Raw genomic sequence first — 20350 nt, forward strand, 5'->3', positions numbered from 1 at the left:
GGTTTTCGGCAGCATTTTTCCCGGCGAAATTAACTGTCTTTAAATAAACAGATGCACCCGCATAACCGAGTATATCCCAAAGGTTAACGAAATATTGCGTTTCTGACGGCATTGGCGCTCCTTGTCCCAAATTCATTCTGGGGGTTCATCCATGTCCATCGAAGATCTGCGCGTATCTGCCGCAACCGAAGAGACTGCTGCCGACCACTTCCGTTCCGACCTCGCCGAGGAGATTGCGCTGTCGCAAAACGATGGAAGCGAGGCGGGCCCCGGAGTGGAGCTTGCACAGGCGACCCCGACGGGTGAGCGCCTTCCGACAGTGCCCGCGGCGCCGGCGACGCAGCCGACGGGTGTCACGCCTCCCGTCACGCAGGTTACCCCGGATGCCGCCAATATCGTGCGGCTGGCAGCAACTGTTTCCATCGACGACATCCGCATCGAGGGTGCAAATCTCGTTCTCGTCCAGGCGGATGGCACCGAGATCGTCATCGTCAATGGCGCGACAAAGGTGCCGACCATTCTTCTGGGCGATGTCGAGCTGCCGCAGCAGACCTTCATTGCGGCGCTGGAAGGCAACGGCATCAACGTGGCGGCCGGTCCCGACGGATCCTATTCCGCAAGTTCGGCGCCGGGCAGCTCGGGCGGCAATTTCGAGGATTCGATCAACGCAAGCCAGAATGGTCCTATCCAGCTTGCCGATCTTCTCGGCGACACATCCTTTGATGACGCTGCTCTGGCCAACGAGAACGAGACCGGCGAGGATCAGCCGACAACATCAGGCACGACGTTCCAGCTGGGTGCCGCCGAAGCAACGACGGCCGACGGCGCATTCGAAACCGTCATTCTCCAAGGCCAGCTGAATTTCACTCAGGGTAACCAGTTCGGTATCGTCGTCTCGGTCGCACTTGCAGACAGTGCATCGGCCTTGCCCTATGTCCTGCGGTCCGGCGGCCTGCTGGTCAGCACAACGCTGGTCACCGGCGGCACATCGGCTGAACCGGTGGTGACACTGACCGGCACGGCGGAAAATGGCGTGACCGTGTTCACGCTGGTCGTGACGGACGTCAAGACCGGTGCATTCACCTTCACATTGATGCAGCCGCTCGATCATTCGGGCATCGGCAATATCGGCGCCGCAGACGTGCTCAGCCTGCCGTTCACCTATTCGGTTCAGGACAAGGACGGCCCGGCGGTTGAAGGCTCCTTCACCATAAACATCGCCGATGACGGCCCGACCGCCATCACCGGCAATGCTTCCGTCGTGCACGACGAAGCACTGTCCGGCGGCAATGTCGACAGCGTCACCTCGACGGCATCCGTGACCGGCATCTCGCTGAACATCGACTGGGGCGCGGATTCCGCCAATGCCGGTGGCACCAACGACCGGACGGTCACCTTCACAAATGCGAATGTCAGCGCATCCAACGCCTATGGCGCGGGGCTGACATCGCTCGGCGCAACCGTCAGCACTGCGGTCGTCAACGGCACCTTGATCGGCTATACCGGCACCACTGTTCCCGGCGCCGTAACAGACGCCAGCGTGGTTTTCCACGCCACGCTGTCCGATGCCGCCAGCGGTTCCTATTCCTTCACGGTGGTCAAGCCGCTCGACCATGCTGCCGGTAATGGCCAGAACACGTTGACGCTGACCTTCAATTACACCGCGACAGATTCCGACGGCGATAGCGCTGGTAACAGCTTCACGGTCGGCATCGTCGATGATGCACCGATCGCCAATGTCGGTGCGGAAGCGACTGTCGAGGACGAAGCTGTCGTCGATGGAGATCCTGAAACGGAAGACGGCAATAACGAGACGGACGACAATCTTTCGGCCACATCCGGCGACTCGCTGAACATCAGCTGGGGTTCGGACAATGCCAATATCGGCGGCAGCAATGACCGCTCTGTTGCCTTTACCGATGCGACAATGACGGCTGTGGGTGCCTATGGCGCCGGCCTCACATCGCTTGGCGCTGCTGTCAGCACGATCGTGCTCACCAACGGTACACTGGTTGGGTATACCGGTGCTGCGCCATCGTCGATCGATGCCGGTAACGTCGTCTTTTATGCGACGCTGTCGGATGCCGGCAATGGCAGCTATTCCTTCACACTGGTCAAGCCGCTCGATCATGCGGCCGGTAACGGCGCGACCGGCGAAGCCTCGCTGAGCCTGACATTTGGTTATACCGCGACGGATTCGGACGGTGACAGCGCCTCCAGCAGCTTTACCGTGCGTGTTGCGGACGACACGCTGACATTTTTCGATCCACAGGAAGGCGTGACGATCTCGGAAGACAAGCTTACGGGCGATGTCGATGAGGGCGAACCGACGAACGAAAACCCTGAAGAGGGCGGTCCGAGCGATGACGATATCATTCCGTTGCGGCTTCTGGCCGTATCCTCGGAAAATACGACCACCGGTGGCAGCCTCGGCATTCACTGGGGCGCCGACGACGGCAATGCGCAGGGCAATGCCGGCCTGAGCGAAGACGGTACGAATGATCGTGGCGTCGGTTTCACGGACGACGATCTCGATGGCCTCTATGATCAGGGTCTGACGTCCGACGGTATCGACCTTGTCTACGTGCTTTCCGACAATGGTGCGGTGCTGACCGCTCACAAGGGCAGCGCCACGGGCGAAGCCGTGTTCACCGTCAGGCTTTCCGATGAAGGCGAGAACGGTTCCTTCACGTTCGAACTGCAGGGCAATCTCGACCACACACCGCGTCTGGGTGACGATTCCTTCGGCATCCGTTTCGACTTCACCGCCCGCGATTCCGATGGGGATGTCGGCGGTTCCTCCTTCACTGTGACGGTGGTGGACGACGTCCCGGTCATCGGTACGCCGGAGACGACGGATATTGACGAGGAAGATGTTCCGGGTCTCAAAGGCAATGCCGGCGATACTTACGAGCCGAACGAAGGTGCTGGTGGCCGTATCACCGGCGCCGGTTCCGTTATCGGTTCGCTCGGCGTTTCCTGGGGCGCGGACGATAACAACACCGGTGACGCACAGCGCTCGTTGTCCTTCATCGGTTATGGTGCCCAGACCAACGGCGAGGAAGGCGAACCGGTTTACAGAAGCGTTATGGTCGGTACGGCTCCGCTGACCGCCGCAGGGCAGGCGGTTTTCTATTACGCGACTGAAATCGAGGGCGTGCCGACACTGGTGGGCTTTACCGGTGCCGATCCGCTGGAAGAGAAAAGCTGGGTCTTTACGGTAACGCTCGACGATACGGTTAAAACGGGCGAATACACGTTCACCCTGCTCAAGGCGATCGATCATGCCACAGCCGGTTCCGAGGATGATATCGAACTGAGCTTCGATTTCCGGGCAACGGATTCCGATGGTGACAGTGCCGATGGACGCTTCTCTGTAAATGTCAACGACGATGCGCCTGTTCGCGGCGAGGAAGTTCCGGGCTCCGCCAGCGATGATGGGCTGGATGGCGGACCAGAGTCGGCAGCCATCGCGGAAGGCGAGTTGAACATTCGCTGGGGTTCGGATGCCGCCGATAACGAAGACATCACGTCGGGTCCGGGCAACCGCTCCGTCGTGTTCGACGGTGCGGGAGTGACTGTTGCCGGTGCCTATCACGGTGCGGCTTTGACCTCGCTCGGCAGAGAGGTCACGACCTCTTTCTCCGGTGCCACTCTGACCGCCTATGTTGGCAAGGGAACACCTCAGGAGGCGATCGTCTTTACGGTGACGCTCTCAGACGACGACACCGGTTCCTACAAGTTCGAACTGTTTCAGCCGCTCGACCATGACAAGGGCAATGGTGCGGATTCCTTGTCCCTGACTTTCGATTACAAGGCCACGGATTCGGATGGCGACGCCATTACCGGCCAGTTCATCGTTTCCGTCGCCGATGATGTCGCGACGATCGGTACGCCTTACGCTGATGGCACGGTCGAAGAAGAGCAGCAGCAGGTTGCCGGAATCGGTAATGAGGACCGTGATGGCGAGGGGGATCAGGACACCCGTCGCGATGACGCGACGACCCATGTTGCGACCGGCACGCTGGCGATCTACTGGGGTGCCGACAGTGCCAATGACACGGACGGGCAGCCGGGCGATCGTTCGGTTGCGTTCACAACGGCCGGTATCGAGGCTCTGAAGGCGCAGAACCTGACATCGGACGGCAAGGCGATAAGCTACACGACCATCACCGTCGGCGGCCAGCCGACTCTGGTTGCCTATTATACCGGAACGGTCGCGCCGACTGCGCCGCCATCCAATGCAAATTCCGCGAATATCGTATTCTCGGTCACGCTGTCCGATCGCGGCGACGGTTCTTACACATTCACGCTGTTCAACACGCTTGATCATCAGGGTTCCGTGCAGGGTGAAGATAGCCTTGTGCTGAGCTTCGGGTTCACGGCAACCGATAGCGATGGTGATGTGACGGACGCAGCCAGCTTCGATGTCCGTGTTATCGATGATACGCCGATCGCGATCGGCACGATCCTCGACCGTTATGTCGAGGAAGAAGAACTTTTCGGCGGCAACGAGGATGACGTGCCGGGCGTGATCGCGCCCGATGCTGACGGGAACTATCCTTTCGTCGGGCACCGGAACCTGACCACCGACAAGGCAGGTGGTCCGCTCAACATCGCCTGGGGCGGTGATGATGGCAATGCCAGCGTCGACGGCGGTTTCACCGGCACGCAGGTGGCCGGCGACCGGTCGGTCGTGTTCGCTACCTCGAACAGCGTTGCGGCAACGATCATCACGGCGCAGGCTGCGGGCCAATTCCTGACGGTCAAGAGCGGCAACAACACGCTCGATCTTTCGACGCTGACCTCGGCCGGTAAGGCACTGGTGTTCACGCTGTCGGATAACGGCACGACGCTGACAGCCCGTGCAGGCACTGCGAACGGTGATGTCGTGTTCACGGTCAAGCTGTCGGATACCGGTAGCGGCTCCTACAGCTTTGACCTCGATGGCGTTCTCGACCATCCCATCAAGGGATCGGGTGCGGCCAATGAGGATGTCCTGTCCTTCACCTTCAAGTTCACGGCCCGTGATGGCGACGGCGATATCGCCGTCAACGATTTTACTGTCAAAGTCATCGACGACAGCCCGGTTGCATACACCGGCACGTCCTCGATCGTTGAGGATGAGGCGGTCAACCGCGGCAATAACGAAGCTGAACCCAACCTTTCCGCCAAGGTCGAGAATGTCCTGCTCAATATCGAATGGGGTGCGGATCGGGCGGATGTCGAAACGATCACTTCCGGCCCAGGCAATCGTTCGGTCACCTTCACGACCAAGGATGTGCAGGTCTGGAATGCGACCGGTACGGCACTGACCTCGCATGGTCTGGCCGTGACGACAACGCTCGTCAATGGCGAGTTGATCGGCCATACCGGCAACAGGCCATCGGCTAACAATATCGTCTTCCGTGTGACCCTGTCGGACGATGGTGTGGGATCCTATTCCTTCACGCTGGTTCAGCCGCTCGATCATGCCGTCGGTGGCGGCGAGAACGTGCTGACATTGACCTTCGGCTATACGGCGACGGATTCCGACGGCGATACGGCGGCCAATACGTTCACCGTCAGCGTCATGGACGACGTGCCGATCGCCGGCAATGCCGGCGATCGCTATGTCGAGGAAGAGGCACTTCGTGGCGGTAACGAGGACCTCAGCCCTGTCGGTGTCGAATGGGACGGCGTGGTTGCCAACGGCTTCCGCCCGATTACCGACGAGGCCGGCGCATCGCTGAACATCAAATGGGGTAGCGACGACGGCAACAAGAACAGAAACGGCGGGTATAACGGCACGCAGGTTGCCGGTGACCGTTCGATCGTGTTCGAGTTCACCAGAGACATTGCAACACCGCTGCGTTCGAGCGCTGCCGCAATCACGCCGGTCGCGGCCGCGGACGTCGCCCAGTTCCTGACAGTTAAAAGCGGTGATAACGTCATCGCGCTCAAGGACCTGACATCCGGCGGCCAGAGCCTGACTTATACGCTGACCGATAACGGCACCAAGCTGACGGCGACGGCCGGAGGCAAGACGATCTTCATCGTGACGCTGTCGGATCTGGACAAGGGTTCCTATGCGTTCGAGCTGAAAGGCGTGCTCGACCACCCGGTCAAGGATTCTGGTGCGTCCAACGAGGACGTATTGAGTTTCACTTTCACCTACACGGCCCGTGACGGTGATGGCGACAAGGTCACCGGCAATTTTGCCGTCAACGTCATCGATGACAGCCCGATCCAGGCTGAAAGGCCGACGACCAACCTGACGCTGGACGAAGACGACCTGCGGCCAAATGGTAATGACACGCGGCCGGAAAACCTTAGCACCTCCGGCGATCTTAATGTCTCCTTTGGTGCAGATGGTGGCACATATAAGCTGGAAGCCGCCAATGCGATCTGGAGCAAAGCTGACAGCACGCTCACGGATGAAGGCGGCGCGTGGAAGATCACCGTTGCTGCTGACGGCCGGTATACGTTCACGCTGCTGGAAAACACGTTCCACGGTCCGGGCGACAATGGCGAAAACACGCTGAATATCGGCGTCAAATTCACGGCGACGGACGGCGACGGCGATACCGTTACCGGCCAGTTCAACGTTCGCATCATCGATGACGTCCCGGTAGCATCCGGCCAGAGCATTAGCCAGTCAATGAACGAGGCTGGTCTCAGCGATGCCGATGCCGCCTTCCCGACGGCGGTGGGCAACCTGGCAAACCTGGTGAAGTTCGGTGCCGACGGCCCCGGCACATATACTGTCGAGATGGACAGGTTGTCCTCGTCGCTGACCTCGCTGACATCGAACGGCGTCGCCATCACCTACAGCGTCGTCGGCGATACGCTTTATGCTAAGGCTGGTGCGGCGGCGATCTTCACCTTCAAGGTCGATGCCACGACTGGCGCTTACACGTTCGAGCAGCAGGGCCCGATCGACCACAATAAGACTTACACCATTGACCGCCAGCCGATTGCTGCCAATTCGATCAACGATGCGGGTGAAAGGGTCACTGTCAACGAGGTCTCCGGACCGCGTCTCACCTATATCGGCCGCACGGACGATGGCGACGTGATCATTCGGGTCACCAATGACGGACGCAACGCCGTCAACTGGACGCTTTACAATACAAATGGCGGCAGCGAATACGATCTGTCGATCGCCAGCGACAAATCCGTTTATATCAATGTCGGCAAGGTCGCCAATGGTATGGAATTCGATCTCCAGGGTGTCGCGAATACCCCCGCCGTCAAGATCGAAAACAAGCCACCTTTCTCTTCGGTTGGCGGGACCACACTGACGCTGGACCTTTCCACTGCGGTGACCGTTTCCGATGGCGACGGCGACACCGTCGCGCTGTCCGGCAAGCTCAACATCACCGTGACCGACACGGCGTCGTCTCTGGCACCGGTGAATTCCACCGTGTTCGAGGATGGTGACAAGACGAAAACCGAAAGCCTCGGTATCGACTGGAAGAGCGATATCGGTTCGCTGAAGACGCTGACCGTCGGCGGCATGATCAATGCCAAGACGCAGGCCGGCACCGTTCTCGACAAGATCACCTCCAACGGCGCCGAGATCCGTCTGGCGATGGTCAACGGGGTGCTGACCGGCTTCACGGGAACGCAGACATATGACACGAACAGCGTGGTGGTCTTCACCGTCGCAGTCAATGTCGCGACCGGTGCCTATACGTTCAACCTGCTTCAGCCGCTCGATCATGTTTCGCCGACCAATGGCGAGCAATATCTGGCGCTGACCTTCCAGGCGGTCGCCACGGACGCCGATGGTGACAGGGCGACGGCAAACTTCACCGTCAAGGTCGATGCTGCGGGCGAGATCGGTTCGATCGATTATTCGAAGCTGACCACCGGCGTCATCGTCAACCTGTCTTCATCTCAGGTCGTGTTCGACGGGAAGGCCGTTGCCGGTGATACGGCGACGGATCTGGCATCGGTCACGGCAAAGGTCGTCGGTATCGATGGCATGGTGGGCGTCAATGATGCCAAGGGCGGTTCGGGCAATGATATCCTGATTGGCGGCAGCGAGGCCAATACGCTGACTGGCAATGCCGGTAACGACTATCTCGACGGCGGCCTCGGTGCCGATGTTCTCGATGGCGGCGCGGGTGATGATACGTTCATCCTGCGTGCCGACGTTACCGGTTCGGGCAAACGTTTCATCGAGATCAACGGCGTGCTGCAAGAAGTCAGCATCGAGGGTCTGGCCGGCACGTCGGACAAGGTGATCGGCGGTTCCGGCAATGATACGATCGAATTGCAACGCGGTGACAAGGCCGGTTTCGTGGCCGACTATCGCTCGGCTCCCGACTATATTTCCGGCGTCGAGAAAATCGTCGGAACGAATGGCGATGACGTCATTCTTCTGGCCGCCAACACGGTGGCTGATGGTGGCAAGATCACCATTCAGGGCGGTGCTGGCAAGGATGTCATCGGTGGTTCCGACAAGGGCGACGACCTTTATGGCGAAGACGGCGATGACTTGATCTCCGGCCTCGGCGGCGATGATTTCATCAGCGGCGGCAACGGCGCGGACACCATTTATGGTGGCGATGGCAATGACCGCATCAACGGCGACTGGGGCAAGGACAAGCTCTACGGCAATGCCGGCAATGACACGATTTATGGCGGTGGCGACGACGATTATATCGACGGTGGCGCCGGCGACGATCTGCTTTACGGCGATGATGGTGACGACACGCTGGTTGGCGGCGCGGGCAAGAACAAGATCTACGGCGGCAATGGAACCGATACCGTCGATTATTCCGGCAATGCCGAAGGGATATACGTACAGCTCGGTTCGGGTTGGGCAACGTCGCGCACGGCAGCGAATGCCGGTTATGCATCCGTATCAGCGGCTGTTGCTGCCGACACGGTCGATAACGACAAGCTTTACAGCGTCGAGAACGTGACCGGCTCCAAATTTGCCGACATCATCAACGGCAGCGATGGCGACAATGTCATCAAGGGCGGCGAAGGCGGTGACTGGATCGAGGGTGGCGCCGGCAACGACACGCTTTACGGCGAAGACGGCAACGACACGCTGATCGGCGGTCTTGGAGACGATCGTCTCGATGGCGGCAACGGCGATGACACGCTGCGTGGTGGCCGTGGCAACGACACACTGGTTGGCGGTACAAATTCGGCTGTCAGCTTCAACCGGACTGTTGCCTCCAATGCGGCTGCGTCGATCATCGCCTCTGCCAAGGGCGGTGACACTGCCGACTATTCCGATGTGACGACCGGTGTCTTTGCCAATATCGGCAACACCAATCCCGACTGGCCGGCATCGATTGCGCCCGGAACGGCGACCGATCGTGCGAACGGCGGAACGGCTGTCGGCACAGACACGTTGAACGGCATCGAAAACCTGACCGGCGGCGCCGGCAACGACATTCTGGTCGGCGATGATGGCGCCAATATCCTGATCGGCGGAGCCGGATCCGACACGTTGATCGGCGGGGCCGGCAACGACCTCCTGATCGGTGGTGACGACAATGTGGGCGACTGGCTGGGCGGTGGTGCCGGCGACGACATTCTCATCCTCGGCAATGGCGGAGGCACCGCCAAGGGCGGCGGCGGCAGCGACCTGATTTTTGGTGGCAATGACGGCGACTGGCTGTACGGCGAGGATGACGGCGATCCGGATCGGGATGCCGGCGACGACACCATCTTCGGTGGTGGCGGCAACGATTATATCGAGGGCAATGGCGGCAACGACACGCTTTATGGCGAAGACGGCAACGACACGTTCATCCACACTGTCGGTGACGGCAACGATATCGTCGATGGCGGCAGCGAGACCGGTACCAGCAATCCTGATTATGATGTGCTGACGATCAATGGCGGAGCCTCGAGAACCGAGTTCACTCTCGGCAAGGTGTCGGGCGGTAGCGAGATCGCGCCCGCATCGGAAAACAAGGCCGACATTCTGGTAAGCTATGACGGCGGCTCTGTACGCGCCGACGAGATCGAGCGGGTGGTGTTCAACCTTGGCACTGCCGGCGATACGGTCAGTGTCGGTGACCTGACGGGGACGGCGATCATGCCGACGACCGTCGTCATCAACGGTGGCTCCGGCGACGATGTGATCGACCTGACGGGCCTGGTGGGCACCAAGGTGGAAATCGCCGGCAATGGCGGCAGCGATACGATAAAGCTGTCGGGCCTGTGGACCGATTACGTCTTCACGCTCGCGGATGGCGTCTACAGCGTATCGAAGGGCGGCACGGTTATCGCGACGTCCGAGAGCGTCGAACAATTCGCTTTCACCGGCAATGGCACGGCGGCCGTTTATACGGTTGCTGTCGACAAGCTGGTGAATGTGGCGCCTATCGCCGTGGATAATACCGGTTCGGTGGTCGAAGCGGGTGGCGTCAACAATGCCACTCCCGGTACCGCGACAGCCAGCGGTTCGCTGACCGGTGACGATACGGACGGCAATACCAACCTGAACGGCACGAGCGTCGATACCAGGACACTGGTCAGTGTCGGCGACAAGGATTTTTCCGGCGTTCGTGCGATAGCCATCGCTGGCATCTACGGCACGCTCATCGTGCGGGCGAATGGTGATTATCGCTACGAACTGAACAATGCCGACGCCGACACGCAGGCACTGGCGCAGGGTGTCATTGGCAAGGACGTGTTTTCCTACACGATCAAGGATTTCCATGGCGCGACATCGACGGCATCCCTGACCATCAATGTCACCGGAACCAATGATGCGGCCGTGCTGTCATCGGCGACGGTTTCCCTGACCGAAGGCAATACCGCTGCGGCCATCAGCACCAGCGGTCAGCTGACTGTCAGCGATGTCGACAGCGTCGCAAAATTTGTCGTGCAGACCGATGTTGCCGGTCAGTACGGCAAATTCTCCATCACCGAGAATGGTGTCTGGACCTATTCCGCTGCGTCTGCGCACAACGAGTTCAAAGCTGAAAAAACCTATAGCGAAACGTTTACGGTAAAGTCGGCTGATGGAACTGAGACTGCTGTTGTCATTAATATCACCGGCACCAACGATGCGCCGGTGCTGGGAGAAATCGCGACATTCGTCATCGATGAAGATACGCCGTGGGTTGTCAGCCGTGATGTGATCCAGGGTTACATCGACGGGTCGGTATCGGATTTCGATACGCCGAAGGCAGATCTTGTGTTCAAGGTCTATGTCGGCAACCAGTTGGTGTCCCAATTCACCGGTGGCTCTATCCCGCAGGGTGGCTTCAGCTTCCAGCCGGGATTGAACGTCAACGGCCCGCTCGATGCACGACTGGACGTTTCCGATGGTCTGGTGACCGTCGGGCGCGACTTCACGATCAATGTTACGCCGATCAACGATGCGCCCGTCGTCACGGCCACCAATGGCGGCGTCACGGAAGATGCGTCTATCGCCTTCTCGACCGGTGAACTGGTCGTCAATGGCGGCTTCGAGACCGGCACTTTGGCGGGATGGACGTGGGGGGCCGCAAATTGGACAGGCACCACCGGCAATCAGTCGTCCGTTCACAGCGGAAACTGGGCGCTCGAAACGGGCCCAACTTCGGGTTTCCCGAGCATGAGTCAGACGATTCAGACAATTGCAGGGATGAGCTACAGCCTGTCCTTCTGGATGAAACTGAGCGGTAATGACAACGAGTTTGCTCTGAAGGTCGGCGGCGTCGAGCTTGCGCATTCTGTCGATGCTCAGGGTTTCGAGTACACGCAATTCAGCTATCAATTCACCGCGACCGCAGCATCGACTGTGCTGCAGTTCAACTTCCAGAATGCACCGAGCTTTTTCTATGTTGACGACATCAGCGTCGCCGGCACCGGGTCGGTCGTTCCGCAGAACCAGACGGCCAATGGTGTCGTGTCCTTCGCGGATGTCGAAGCAACCGACAGCCACACCGTCAGCTTTGCCGCGCTCGGCGGTGGGATCGGTTATGTCGGCGCATTCACGCTGGGATCGGTCAACGAGGCCAATGGCAGCGGCTCTGTGTCGTGGAACTTCGTCGCCAGCAATGCCGATCTTCAGTTCCTGGCCGGGGGACAAGCGTTGCAGCAGACCTATGTCGTGACCGTCAACGACGGTCATGGCGGCATCACGACACAGAATGTCGTGGTGACGTTGAATGGGGTCAATGACGCGCCGACGGCGATCAGCGACACGAATGCTGCTGCAAACACCGTTGCCGAAGGTGCCGCGAACGGCACTGTCGTCGGTATCAGCGCCCGCGGCACCGACGTCGATGGCGATGTTCTCACCTATTCGCTGACGGACACTGCCGGTGGTCGCTTCGCGATCAATGCCGCGACCGGCGTGGTGACAGTGGCAAACGGTGCCAGCCTGAACTATGAGAGCGCGCAATCGCACCAGATCACGGTGAAGGCGGCGGATACCAGTGGCGCCTTCACGACGCAGACATTTACAATCGCGGTGACCAATGTCGCGCCGACGCTGCCGGTGGATGGCAATGGTAGCGCGAACAGCGTCGAGGAAAACGCGCAGAATGGTACCCTGGTGGGTATTACCGCAAGTTCGATGGATGTCAGCGGTGGCGCAGTTACCTACAGCCTGACGGACAGCGCGGGCGGCCGCTTTGCCATCAATGCCACGACCGGTGTCGTGACCGTGGCGGACGGCTCGAGGCTGGATTACGAAAGTGCCACGTCTCACCAGATCACGGTGCGCGCATCCGACGGCAATCTGACCGCATCGCAGACGTTCACGATCGCCGTGACAAATGTCAACGAAGCGCCGGTGGCCGCCAGTGACGCCATCTTTACAAATGCCGGTGTCGGTAATGCGTTCACTGTGGCCGGCTGGTCTCTGCTCAACAACGATACGGATGTCGATAGTTCATCGCTCAGTGTCGGTTCCATCTCCACGACCAGCGGTGTCAGCGCGCAGTTGTCTTCCGGCAATGTGACAGTGACCGATACCGGCAATGCCGGCGGCAGCTTCACGTATCGTGCCTTCGACGGTCAGCTATCTTCTGCTGCTGCGAATGTCTCGGTGACGCAGGATACGAGCGGCGATCTCGATGGCAATGCCCAGAATAATATTCTGGTCGCGGTCGCGAAGCCGACAGGTCAAGAAACGACCATCACTTTCGCCAGCAAATACGATATCGGCGATGTCGTATCGATCACGGTTGATGGAAAGACGTATTCGCATACGGTCGTGAATGGCGGAACGTCTCCTGAAGCGGTTTACGATGCGCTGAAATCGAAGACGTTCCAGAGTGTTTCTCTTGCGAACAGCCTGACGGCGAAGGGCGTTTCGTGGCCGGCCGATCTGACCGGAAATACCGTGACGCTTTCCGGTAATGACGGTGCCGCCAATGCGTTTGTGGTGGCTGCCTCGGTCGATAACTCGAACGATGTCGGCACCGAAGGCACGGCTACGGTCGATTTCAGCGGAAACGTGTATTGGGCATCGAACACAACGCTGTCTCTTACCCTCAATGGAACAGCCTACGTCATCCAGGGTAATGGCAACACCAACAACACCTTCGACAGGGCGGCTACAAACCTCGCTGCGGGCATCACGGCATATGACGTGAGTTACAACAGCAATAGCAACACCTTCACCATCTCGGGGCCAACGCTTACCAGTGCGAGCGGGCGGGCCTATCTTGGACAGCAGACGTATGAGACTGCGTCTTCCAGCGTTACTGCCGCAACCGCGCCTTCCAACCAGACGATGACGGTGCAGACCATCGCGATCGCTTCGGATGGCGGTATTACTCTCAACGGTTATGCCGGCGACGACATTCTTCTGGGCAGTTCCGCTGCCGATATCCTGATCGGCGGTGCCGGCAAGGACATTCTGTCGGGTGGGGGTGGACTGGACACCTTCCGCTGGCAGTCCGGCGTGGCACCTTCGGAAGCCAATGCGGACCGGATCACCGATTACCAGAGCGGTGAACGTCTGGATGTTTCGGCACTGCTTGCTGCCAATGCTCCATTGAACGGTTCTGTGCGGGTCGTTGTCGAGAACGGCGACCTCGTGGTCAAGCTCGACACCAATGGCGGCGGCAATAGTTATGTCGAGGCCTATCGTCTCGTCGGAGCCGCCGGTGTAGCCGCCGTCAACGTTTACTATGGCAATGCGGACCACAACATCGGTAGCGGCAGCTGGGTGTCGGGTGTCGACCCCATCATCCTCGACCTAGACCATAACGGTTTTGCCTTCTCCTCACTCGACACCGGTGTCTCGTTCGACATCAATGCCGATGGTCACAAGGATCAGGTTGCCTGGACTTCGGCAGACGGCATCCTTGCCTACGACCTCGACGGCAATGGCAAAATCGATAACGGTTCGGAAGTTTTCACGCCGAGCTTCAATGGTGGTGGTCATGCCAGCGGTATCGCTGCCCTTGCCACGCTCGACAGCAATGGTGATGGCAAGATCGATGCCGAGGACGATGCCTTCTCGAAACTCTCCATCTGGGTCGATGCCAACCATAACGGTGTCAGCGACGATGGCGAGTTGAGCGGTCTTCTCGACCATTCGATCAAGAGCATTTCGCTCGACACGACCTCGACCGAGGCGACCGAAGACGGGCAGGTGGTGCTTTCGCAGGGGCACTTTACCCTGGCCGATGGTTCCAACGGCGATTTCCTCGAGGTTGGCTTCGATACGCTGTTCGGTGGACAGCCGGATCACTTGGCGATCGGTGGTGACGGTGATGATATTCTGGTGGGAGGCCCCGGCTTCACCCAGTTCACCGGCGGCGCGGGTGCCGATACGTTCGTGCTCGATCCGGCCGCTTTGCAGTCGCTCGACATGGCCGATGTGGTCACCGACTACAAGGCTGGTGAAGGCGATGTGCTCGATGTCTCCAAGCTGCTCGACAGCATGCTGGGCGATACGCCGGTGACGGCAGAGAGCGTGGCTGCCAGCATCAAGACCACCATTGCCGGCAATGACATGACGGTCAGCGTGCATGTGGACGACAGCTGGAAGGATGTGGCCGTGCTGCAGAACCATACGGAAGCCGTCAAGATCCTGTTCGATGACAAGCACACGATCGACGTTTCCCATCATTGATGGGCTGATCCGTTGGCAAAATAGGAAGGAGGCGCCACGAGCGCCTCTTTCTGTTTGTTTTATTAATTGCTAATTTTCATTATTTGCTCGCCGGCAATGAATCCGAGTGATTCTCATTGTGATCAAGTGATGTATTTGGCGTTGTTGTTGCCTTGCCACATCCGGAATGAATCTCTGCGGTTTTCTCTACCAAAAAAAGTTTAGTTGAGTTGTTGTGTTGTTAAAATTCGCCAATTATCCTTTTGAATCATAGTTGTAGATTTATCATTATTGGGTCTTTCCTGTATTTTCTGAAATTTACCAAGTTCTCTAAAGCCATCTAATCTTATGGGTAAGTACTTCCATTCGATCCGCGCTCTCTATAAGAATTTTCACAATGGGAATTCAGGGTAGGGGACTTCAGGTGAGCAATCATAAAAGAATAATTGCATCTCTCGGTGCAAGTGCAGCAATGATGGCCGCATTCGTTTCACCGTCCTTCGCCATGAGCCTCGAAGAAGCGGTTGGAAAGACTCTCAAGACAAACCCGCAGATCATGCAGGCCGTGGAAAACCGCGAGGCCGTGGAATTCGAGCTTCGTCAGGCACGCGGTCTCTACCTGCCGTCGGTGGATCTTGAAGCGGGCGTCGGTCGTCGCCGTCTTTCCAATAGCTCGTCCGGCACGCTGACGCGCGATCACGACGTCTATTCTCCGGGCGATACCAGCCTGACAATCACCCAGACACTGTTCGATGGCGGCAGCCGTCGCTCGCAGGTGGAGCAGCAGGCCTCGCGTGTCGATGGTGCCTCGTTCCGCGTATTGGAGCGTTCGGAATCGCTGGCCTTGCAGGCCACGCAGGATTATCTCGAATACATCCTGCAGACCAAGATCGTCGGCATCGCGCAGCAGAACGTTTCCGTTCACACGGCGCTGGTCGGTGATATTTCCGAAAGCATCCGCGGCGGCGCGCTGACGGATGCCGACCGCTTGCAGGGCCGCGAGCGCATGGAAGCGGCAAAAGCCCGCCTGCGCGAAGCCCAGGAAGAGCTGGAAGCGACCAAGATCCGTTTCCTCAAGACGGTCGGCGAGCCGATCGGCGCCAATGTCAAGATGCCGGCTTCGCTGGCCCGCTATATTCCGAAGACCGTCAACGACGCGATCCTCGTTGCCCAGCAGAACAATCCGGGCGTTCATGCCGCCAATGCGGATGTGGATGCGGCCGATGCCGGCGTTCGTGGCGCCCGCGCCAATTATCTGCCGAAGGTCGACATGCAGGGCGTTGCCCAGGTCGGCGACGATATCAACGGCGACGACGGCAATACCAACGACCTGTCGGTGCGTGTCGTGGCACGCTGGAACCTCTATCGCGGCGGTATCGACAAGGCGCGCGAACAGGAACAGATCCGCCGCGCCAGCGAGCAGCGTTATGCGCTGGCCTATGCCCATCGCGAAGTCGAGGAGTCGGTGCGTTCCGCCTGGAACGAACGCAAGAGCCGTGGCGAAATCTCCGCCATTCTCGGCCGCCAGTCGTCCACCAATGCCAGCCTCGTGTCGTCCTATCGTGAGCAGTTCAAGGTGAACCAGCGTTCGCTGCTCGACGTGCTCGATGCGCAGAACACCCGCTTCAACACCGGCATTCTGGCCGAAACCGCGCGGTTTGCGGCACTGTTTGCCGAATACAAGATCCTGGCTGCCTCCGGCAGCCTGCTGAATGCCATGAGCCTCAAGCCTGTAGCCCAGGTTGAGGCCTATGCCCGGAAAGAGTTCGTTGTCCCGGGCGGCGGCGCTGTTGATCCCGGTTATGCCAAAATCGAGTCCCGTCAGAAGGCTGGCATGCCGTTGGATCTGCTGGCGCCGGTCCGCTAAAGCCGATCGGCCAGAAAAATGCTCAACGTCAGGGTCGACACATCAGATACGATGGAGTTGAAGACCTTCAAGACGGCGTTCCGCTCCGTGGCGACCTTCTATGGTCGTCCGGCCTCGGATGTCGTGCTCTATTCCGGCATTCCCGACGAGATCGTGGAATCGCTGGAAGCCGATGATGTCGAACACCTTGCGCATCGCATCGGTCTCGACGTCATCCGCCATGGTGAGCGCGATTGCCGCGAAGGCAATTTCGATTGTCCCGCCATCCTCGTTTTCGAAAGTGGCGGCGTTCTGCCGCTTTTGGAGATCAACGAGGCCGGTCATTATGTGACCGATGTCGCCGCCAATGCCGGCCCGGAAACGATCTTCAGTTTTCAGGACATCGCGGCGCTGCGGCCAAAGTTCGGGTTCGCCTTCACGCTGTTCTACCAGAATGCGTCGGAAGACAGCCTTGTCGGCACGGCTGCCGAAATCGAAAAGCGGCACTGGCTGGTGCGGGCGCTGGTTCCTTACTGGCGCACCTATCTGCGCGTCATCATGGCGGCGTTCTTCATCAACGTGATTGCGCTGGCATCGCCGCTTTTCACTATGAACGTCTATGACCGGGTATTGCCCAACAAGGCATTTCCGACGCTCTGGGTTCTGGCTGTCGGTATAACGCTTGCCTATACTTTCGATCTTCTTCTGAAAACCGCCCGTTCTGCATTGATCGACCATGCGGGGCGCAATGCCGACCTACGGCTGTCGCAGATGATCTTCGACAAGGTTCTGAACTCGACCATGGCATCGCGGCCGCTGTCTACCGGCGAATATGCCAACCGGGTGACGCAATACGAATTCGTGCGTGAGTTCTTCACGTCGAACACGGTCGGCCTGATGATCGACACGGCCTTCGTGTTCATTTTTCTGATCGTCATCTATCTGATTGCCGGCTGGCTCGTCGTCATTCCGGCAGTGGCGCTCATTCTCTCCGTGCTGATCGGCCTGCATGCACAGGCCAAGATCGGCCAGAAGATGGCGGCCGCCACCAATGAGGCCTCGCGCCGCCAGGCGCTGCTGATCGAAACGATTTCGACAATCGAGACGGTGAAAAGCCTGCGCGCTGAATCCGGCATGCTGCGCCGCTGGCAGGAGCTGATGAAGCTTTCCAGCCGCACCAGCGAGGATATCAAGCAGGTCTCCTCGAATGCGGTGAACTACACGGCCTTCGTGCAGCAGATGGTTGCCGTGCTGATCGTCATCGCCGGCACCTACGAGTTTTCCGAGGGGCGGCTGGCCATGGGTGCGATCATCGCCACCGTGATGCTGTCGAGCCGCGCCGGTGCGCCGCTCGGTCAGATCGCCATGGCGCTTGCCCGCTTCCGCCAGGCAATGATGTCGCTGCGCATTCTCGACAAGGTGATGGAACAGCCGGAGGACCGGCCGTCGACCGTCGGTTTCGTCAACCGCCAGATCAAGCATGGCGGCTTTTCCTTCCAGGACGTGTCGTTTGCCTATCCGGGCTCGGATTACGGCGTCATCAACAAGCTGTCGATCACGGTTGCTCCGGGTGAGCGGGTGGGGATCATCGGCCGCATCGGTTCGGGCAAGACCACGATCGGGCGTCTGCTCGACGGCCTCTATCTGCCGTCCGAAGGCCGGGTACTGATCGATGGTGTCGATATCCGCCAGTATCACATGGCGGAAGTGCGCTCGGCCGTTGCCATTGCCGGCCAGTCGTCCGATCTGTTTTCCGGCACGGTGAAGGAAAACCTGCTGATCGGCCGGCCGGACGCGAGGGACGACGAGTTGCTCGAGGTCGCGAAGATGACCGGCGTCGAGGAGTTCGTCGCCAACCATCCGCGCGGTTTCGACATGCCGGTGGGCGAGCGCGGCAGCAATCTTTCGAGCGGCCAGAAACAGGCGCTGACGATTGCCCGGCTGCTGTTGACGAAGCCAAAGATCGTGTTCCTCGACGAACCGTCGGGCGCGATGGATCTGGCCAGCGAACGGCATCTGCTGAACCGTCTTTCGACCGCCTTCAGCCGCGAAACGACACTGATCATCGCCACACACCGGTTCAGCATGCTGGATCTGGTCGATCGCCTCGTGGTCGTCGACAAGGGCCGTATCGTCGCTGATGGGCCAAAGGCCTCGGTGATCGCCGCGATGCAGCGCAAGGGGGCGTCGCAGTGAACAACCAGGTGCACGACAACCCGCCATTTTTCGCGCGCATCCTCGTTCTGCTGGTTGGCGGCTGCATCGTCGCCTTCGTGGCCTGGGCGGCATTGGCCGAGATCGACGAGATCGCCCGCGGCGAAGGCAAGGTCATTCCCGTCTCGAAGACGCAGATCGTGCAGTCGTCGGAAGCCGGCGTCGTGCAGGACATCGCCGTCAAGCTGGGCCAGATCGTGCGCAAGGGCGACCTGATCGTGCAGCTCAACAATACCACGACGGAATCGACGCTGGGCGAAGTGGTTGCCAAGGCGCGGGCGCTGGGCGCCAAGATCAAGCGCCTCGAGCTTGAGGAACGGGGCGATTACAGCCACGATTACAAGTGCCCGCCGGAGGTGATGGCCGTTGCGCAGAGTGTCTGCGAAAACGAGACGCGGCTGTTTTCGGCCAACAAGGCGGCTTATGAAAACAAGCTCGGCGTGTTGCAGGAGCGCATGAAGCAGCGCCAGAACGAGATGAGCGAGGCGGATGCCAATATCGACCGTCTGGTGCAGAACATTGCCGCTTCCAACCGCCAGCATGATCTTTATGGACCGCTCGCCAAAAAGGGGCTGGTGGCGCAGACCCAGCTTCTGCAGGTGGAAAGCCAGCTGACCGATCAGCAGGGCCAGCTGAAAGTCTATCGCGAAAGCATGGACCGGTTGCGTGGCGCCATCGAGGAAGCGCGGCTGCAGGTGGGCGAAATTGCACTGGCGCTGCGTCAGCAGGCGCTGACCGAAAAGGCGCAGGCGCTGGCCGAACAATCGGTGATCGACGAGACCATTCGCGGTGCGTCCGATCGCGTCAAGCGCACCGACATCCGTTCACCCGTCGATGGCATCGTCAACACGCTCGAAGTCAATACGCTCGGCGCCTATGTCGATCCCGGCCGGGTCGTGGCCGGCATCGTGCCGACGGCCGATACGCTTTTGATCGAGGCACGCATCTCGCCGCGCGACGTCGCCTTCGTGCGTCGCGGCCAGAAAGCGATCGTCAAGATCACCGCTTACGACTTTGCCATTTTTGGCGGGCTGGACGGCGAGGTCACCAATGTGTCCGCCGACAGTATCGTCGAGAAGGAAAAGGGTGAGACCTATTACGTCGTGCAGGTGAAGACCGACAGGTCCGAGCTGGAGCGCAACGGCAAATCCTATCCGATCATTCCGGGCATGATTGCGTCGGCCGAGATCATGACCGGCCGCAAGACCGTGCTGAGCTACCTGATGAAGCCGATCAACCGCGCGCGCTCCGAAGCGCTGAGCGAACGCTGAGGG

At 59.5% G+C, this 20350-nt stretch carries 4 protein-coding genes; all 4 read left to right on the forward strand.

What is annotated here, in order from left to right:
- The first annotated feature begins 151 nt into the window (after positions 1-151).
- Positions 152-15037 (forward strand): VCBS domain-containing protein, encoded by a 14886-nt coding sequence (locus EDF70_RS00070; RefSeq protein ID WP_132271229.1) that lies wholly within the window; start codon positions 152-154, stop codon positions 15035-15037.
- A gap of 403 nt (positions 15038-15440) precedes the next feature.
- The gene (locus tag EDF70_RS00075; RefSeq protein ID WP_245518963.1) at positions 15441-16883 is read left to right on the forward strand and encodes a TolC family outer membrane protein; all 1443 of its coding nucleotides are present in this window, start codon (positions 15441-15443) and stop codon (positions 16881-16883) included.
- Positions 16884-16901: 18 nt separating this feature from the next.
- Positions 16902-19058, forward strand: a complete 2157-nt coding sequence (locus EDF70_RS00080; RefSeq protein WP_132271230.1) for a type I secretion system permease/ATPase — start codon at positions 16902-16904, stop codon at positions 19056-19058.
- On the forward strand, positions 19055-20347 hold the full coding sequence (locus tag EDF70_RS00085; RefSeq protein WP_132271231.1) for an HlyD family type I secretion periplasmic adaptor subunit: 1293 nt from the start codon (positions 19055-19057) through the stop codon (positions 20345-20347). Before EDF70_RS00080 ends, EDF70_RS00085 begins: the two co-directional genes overlap by 4 nt.
- The last annotated feature ends 3 nt before the right edge of the window (positions 20348-20350 follow it).

Origin of the sequence: Neorhizobium sp. JUb45, from assembly GCF_004343585.1 — a bacterium.
GTDB lineage: Bacteria > Pseudomonadota > Alphaproteobacteria > Rhizobiales > Rhizobiaceae > Neorhizobium.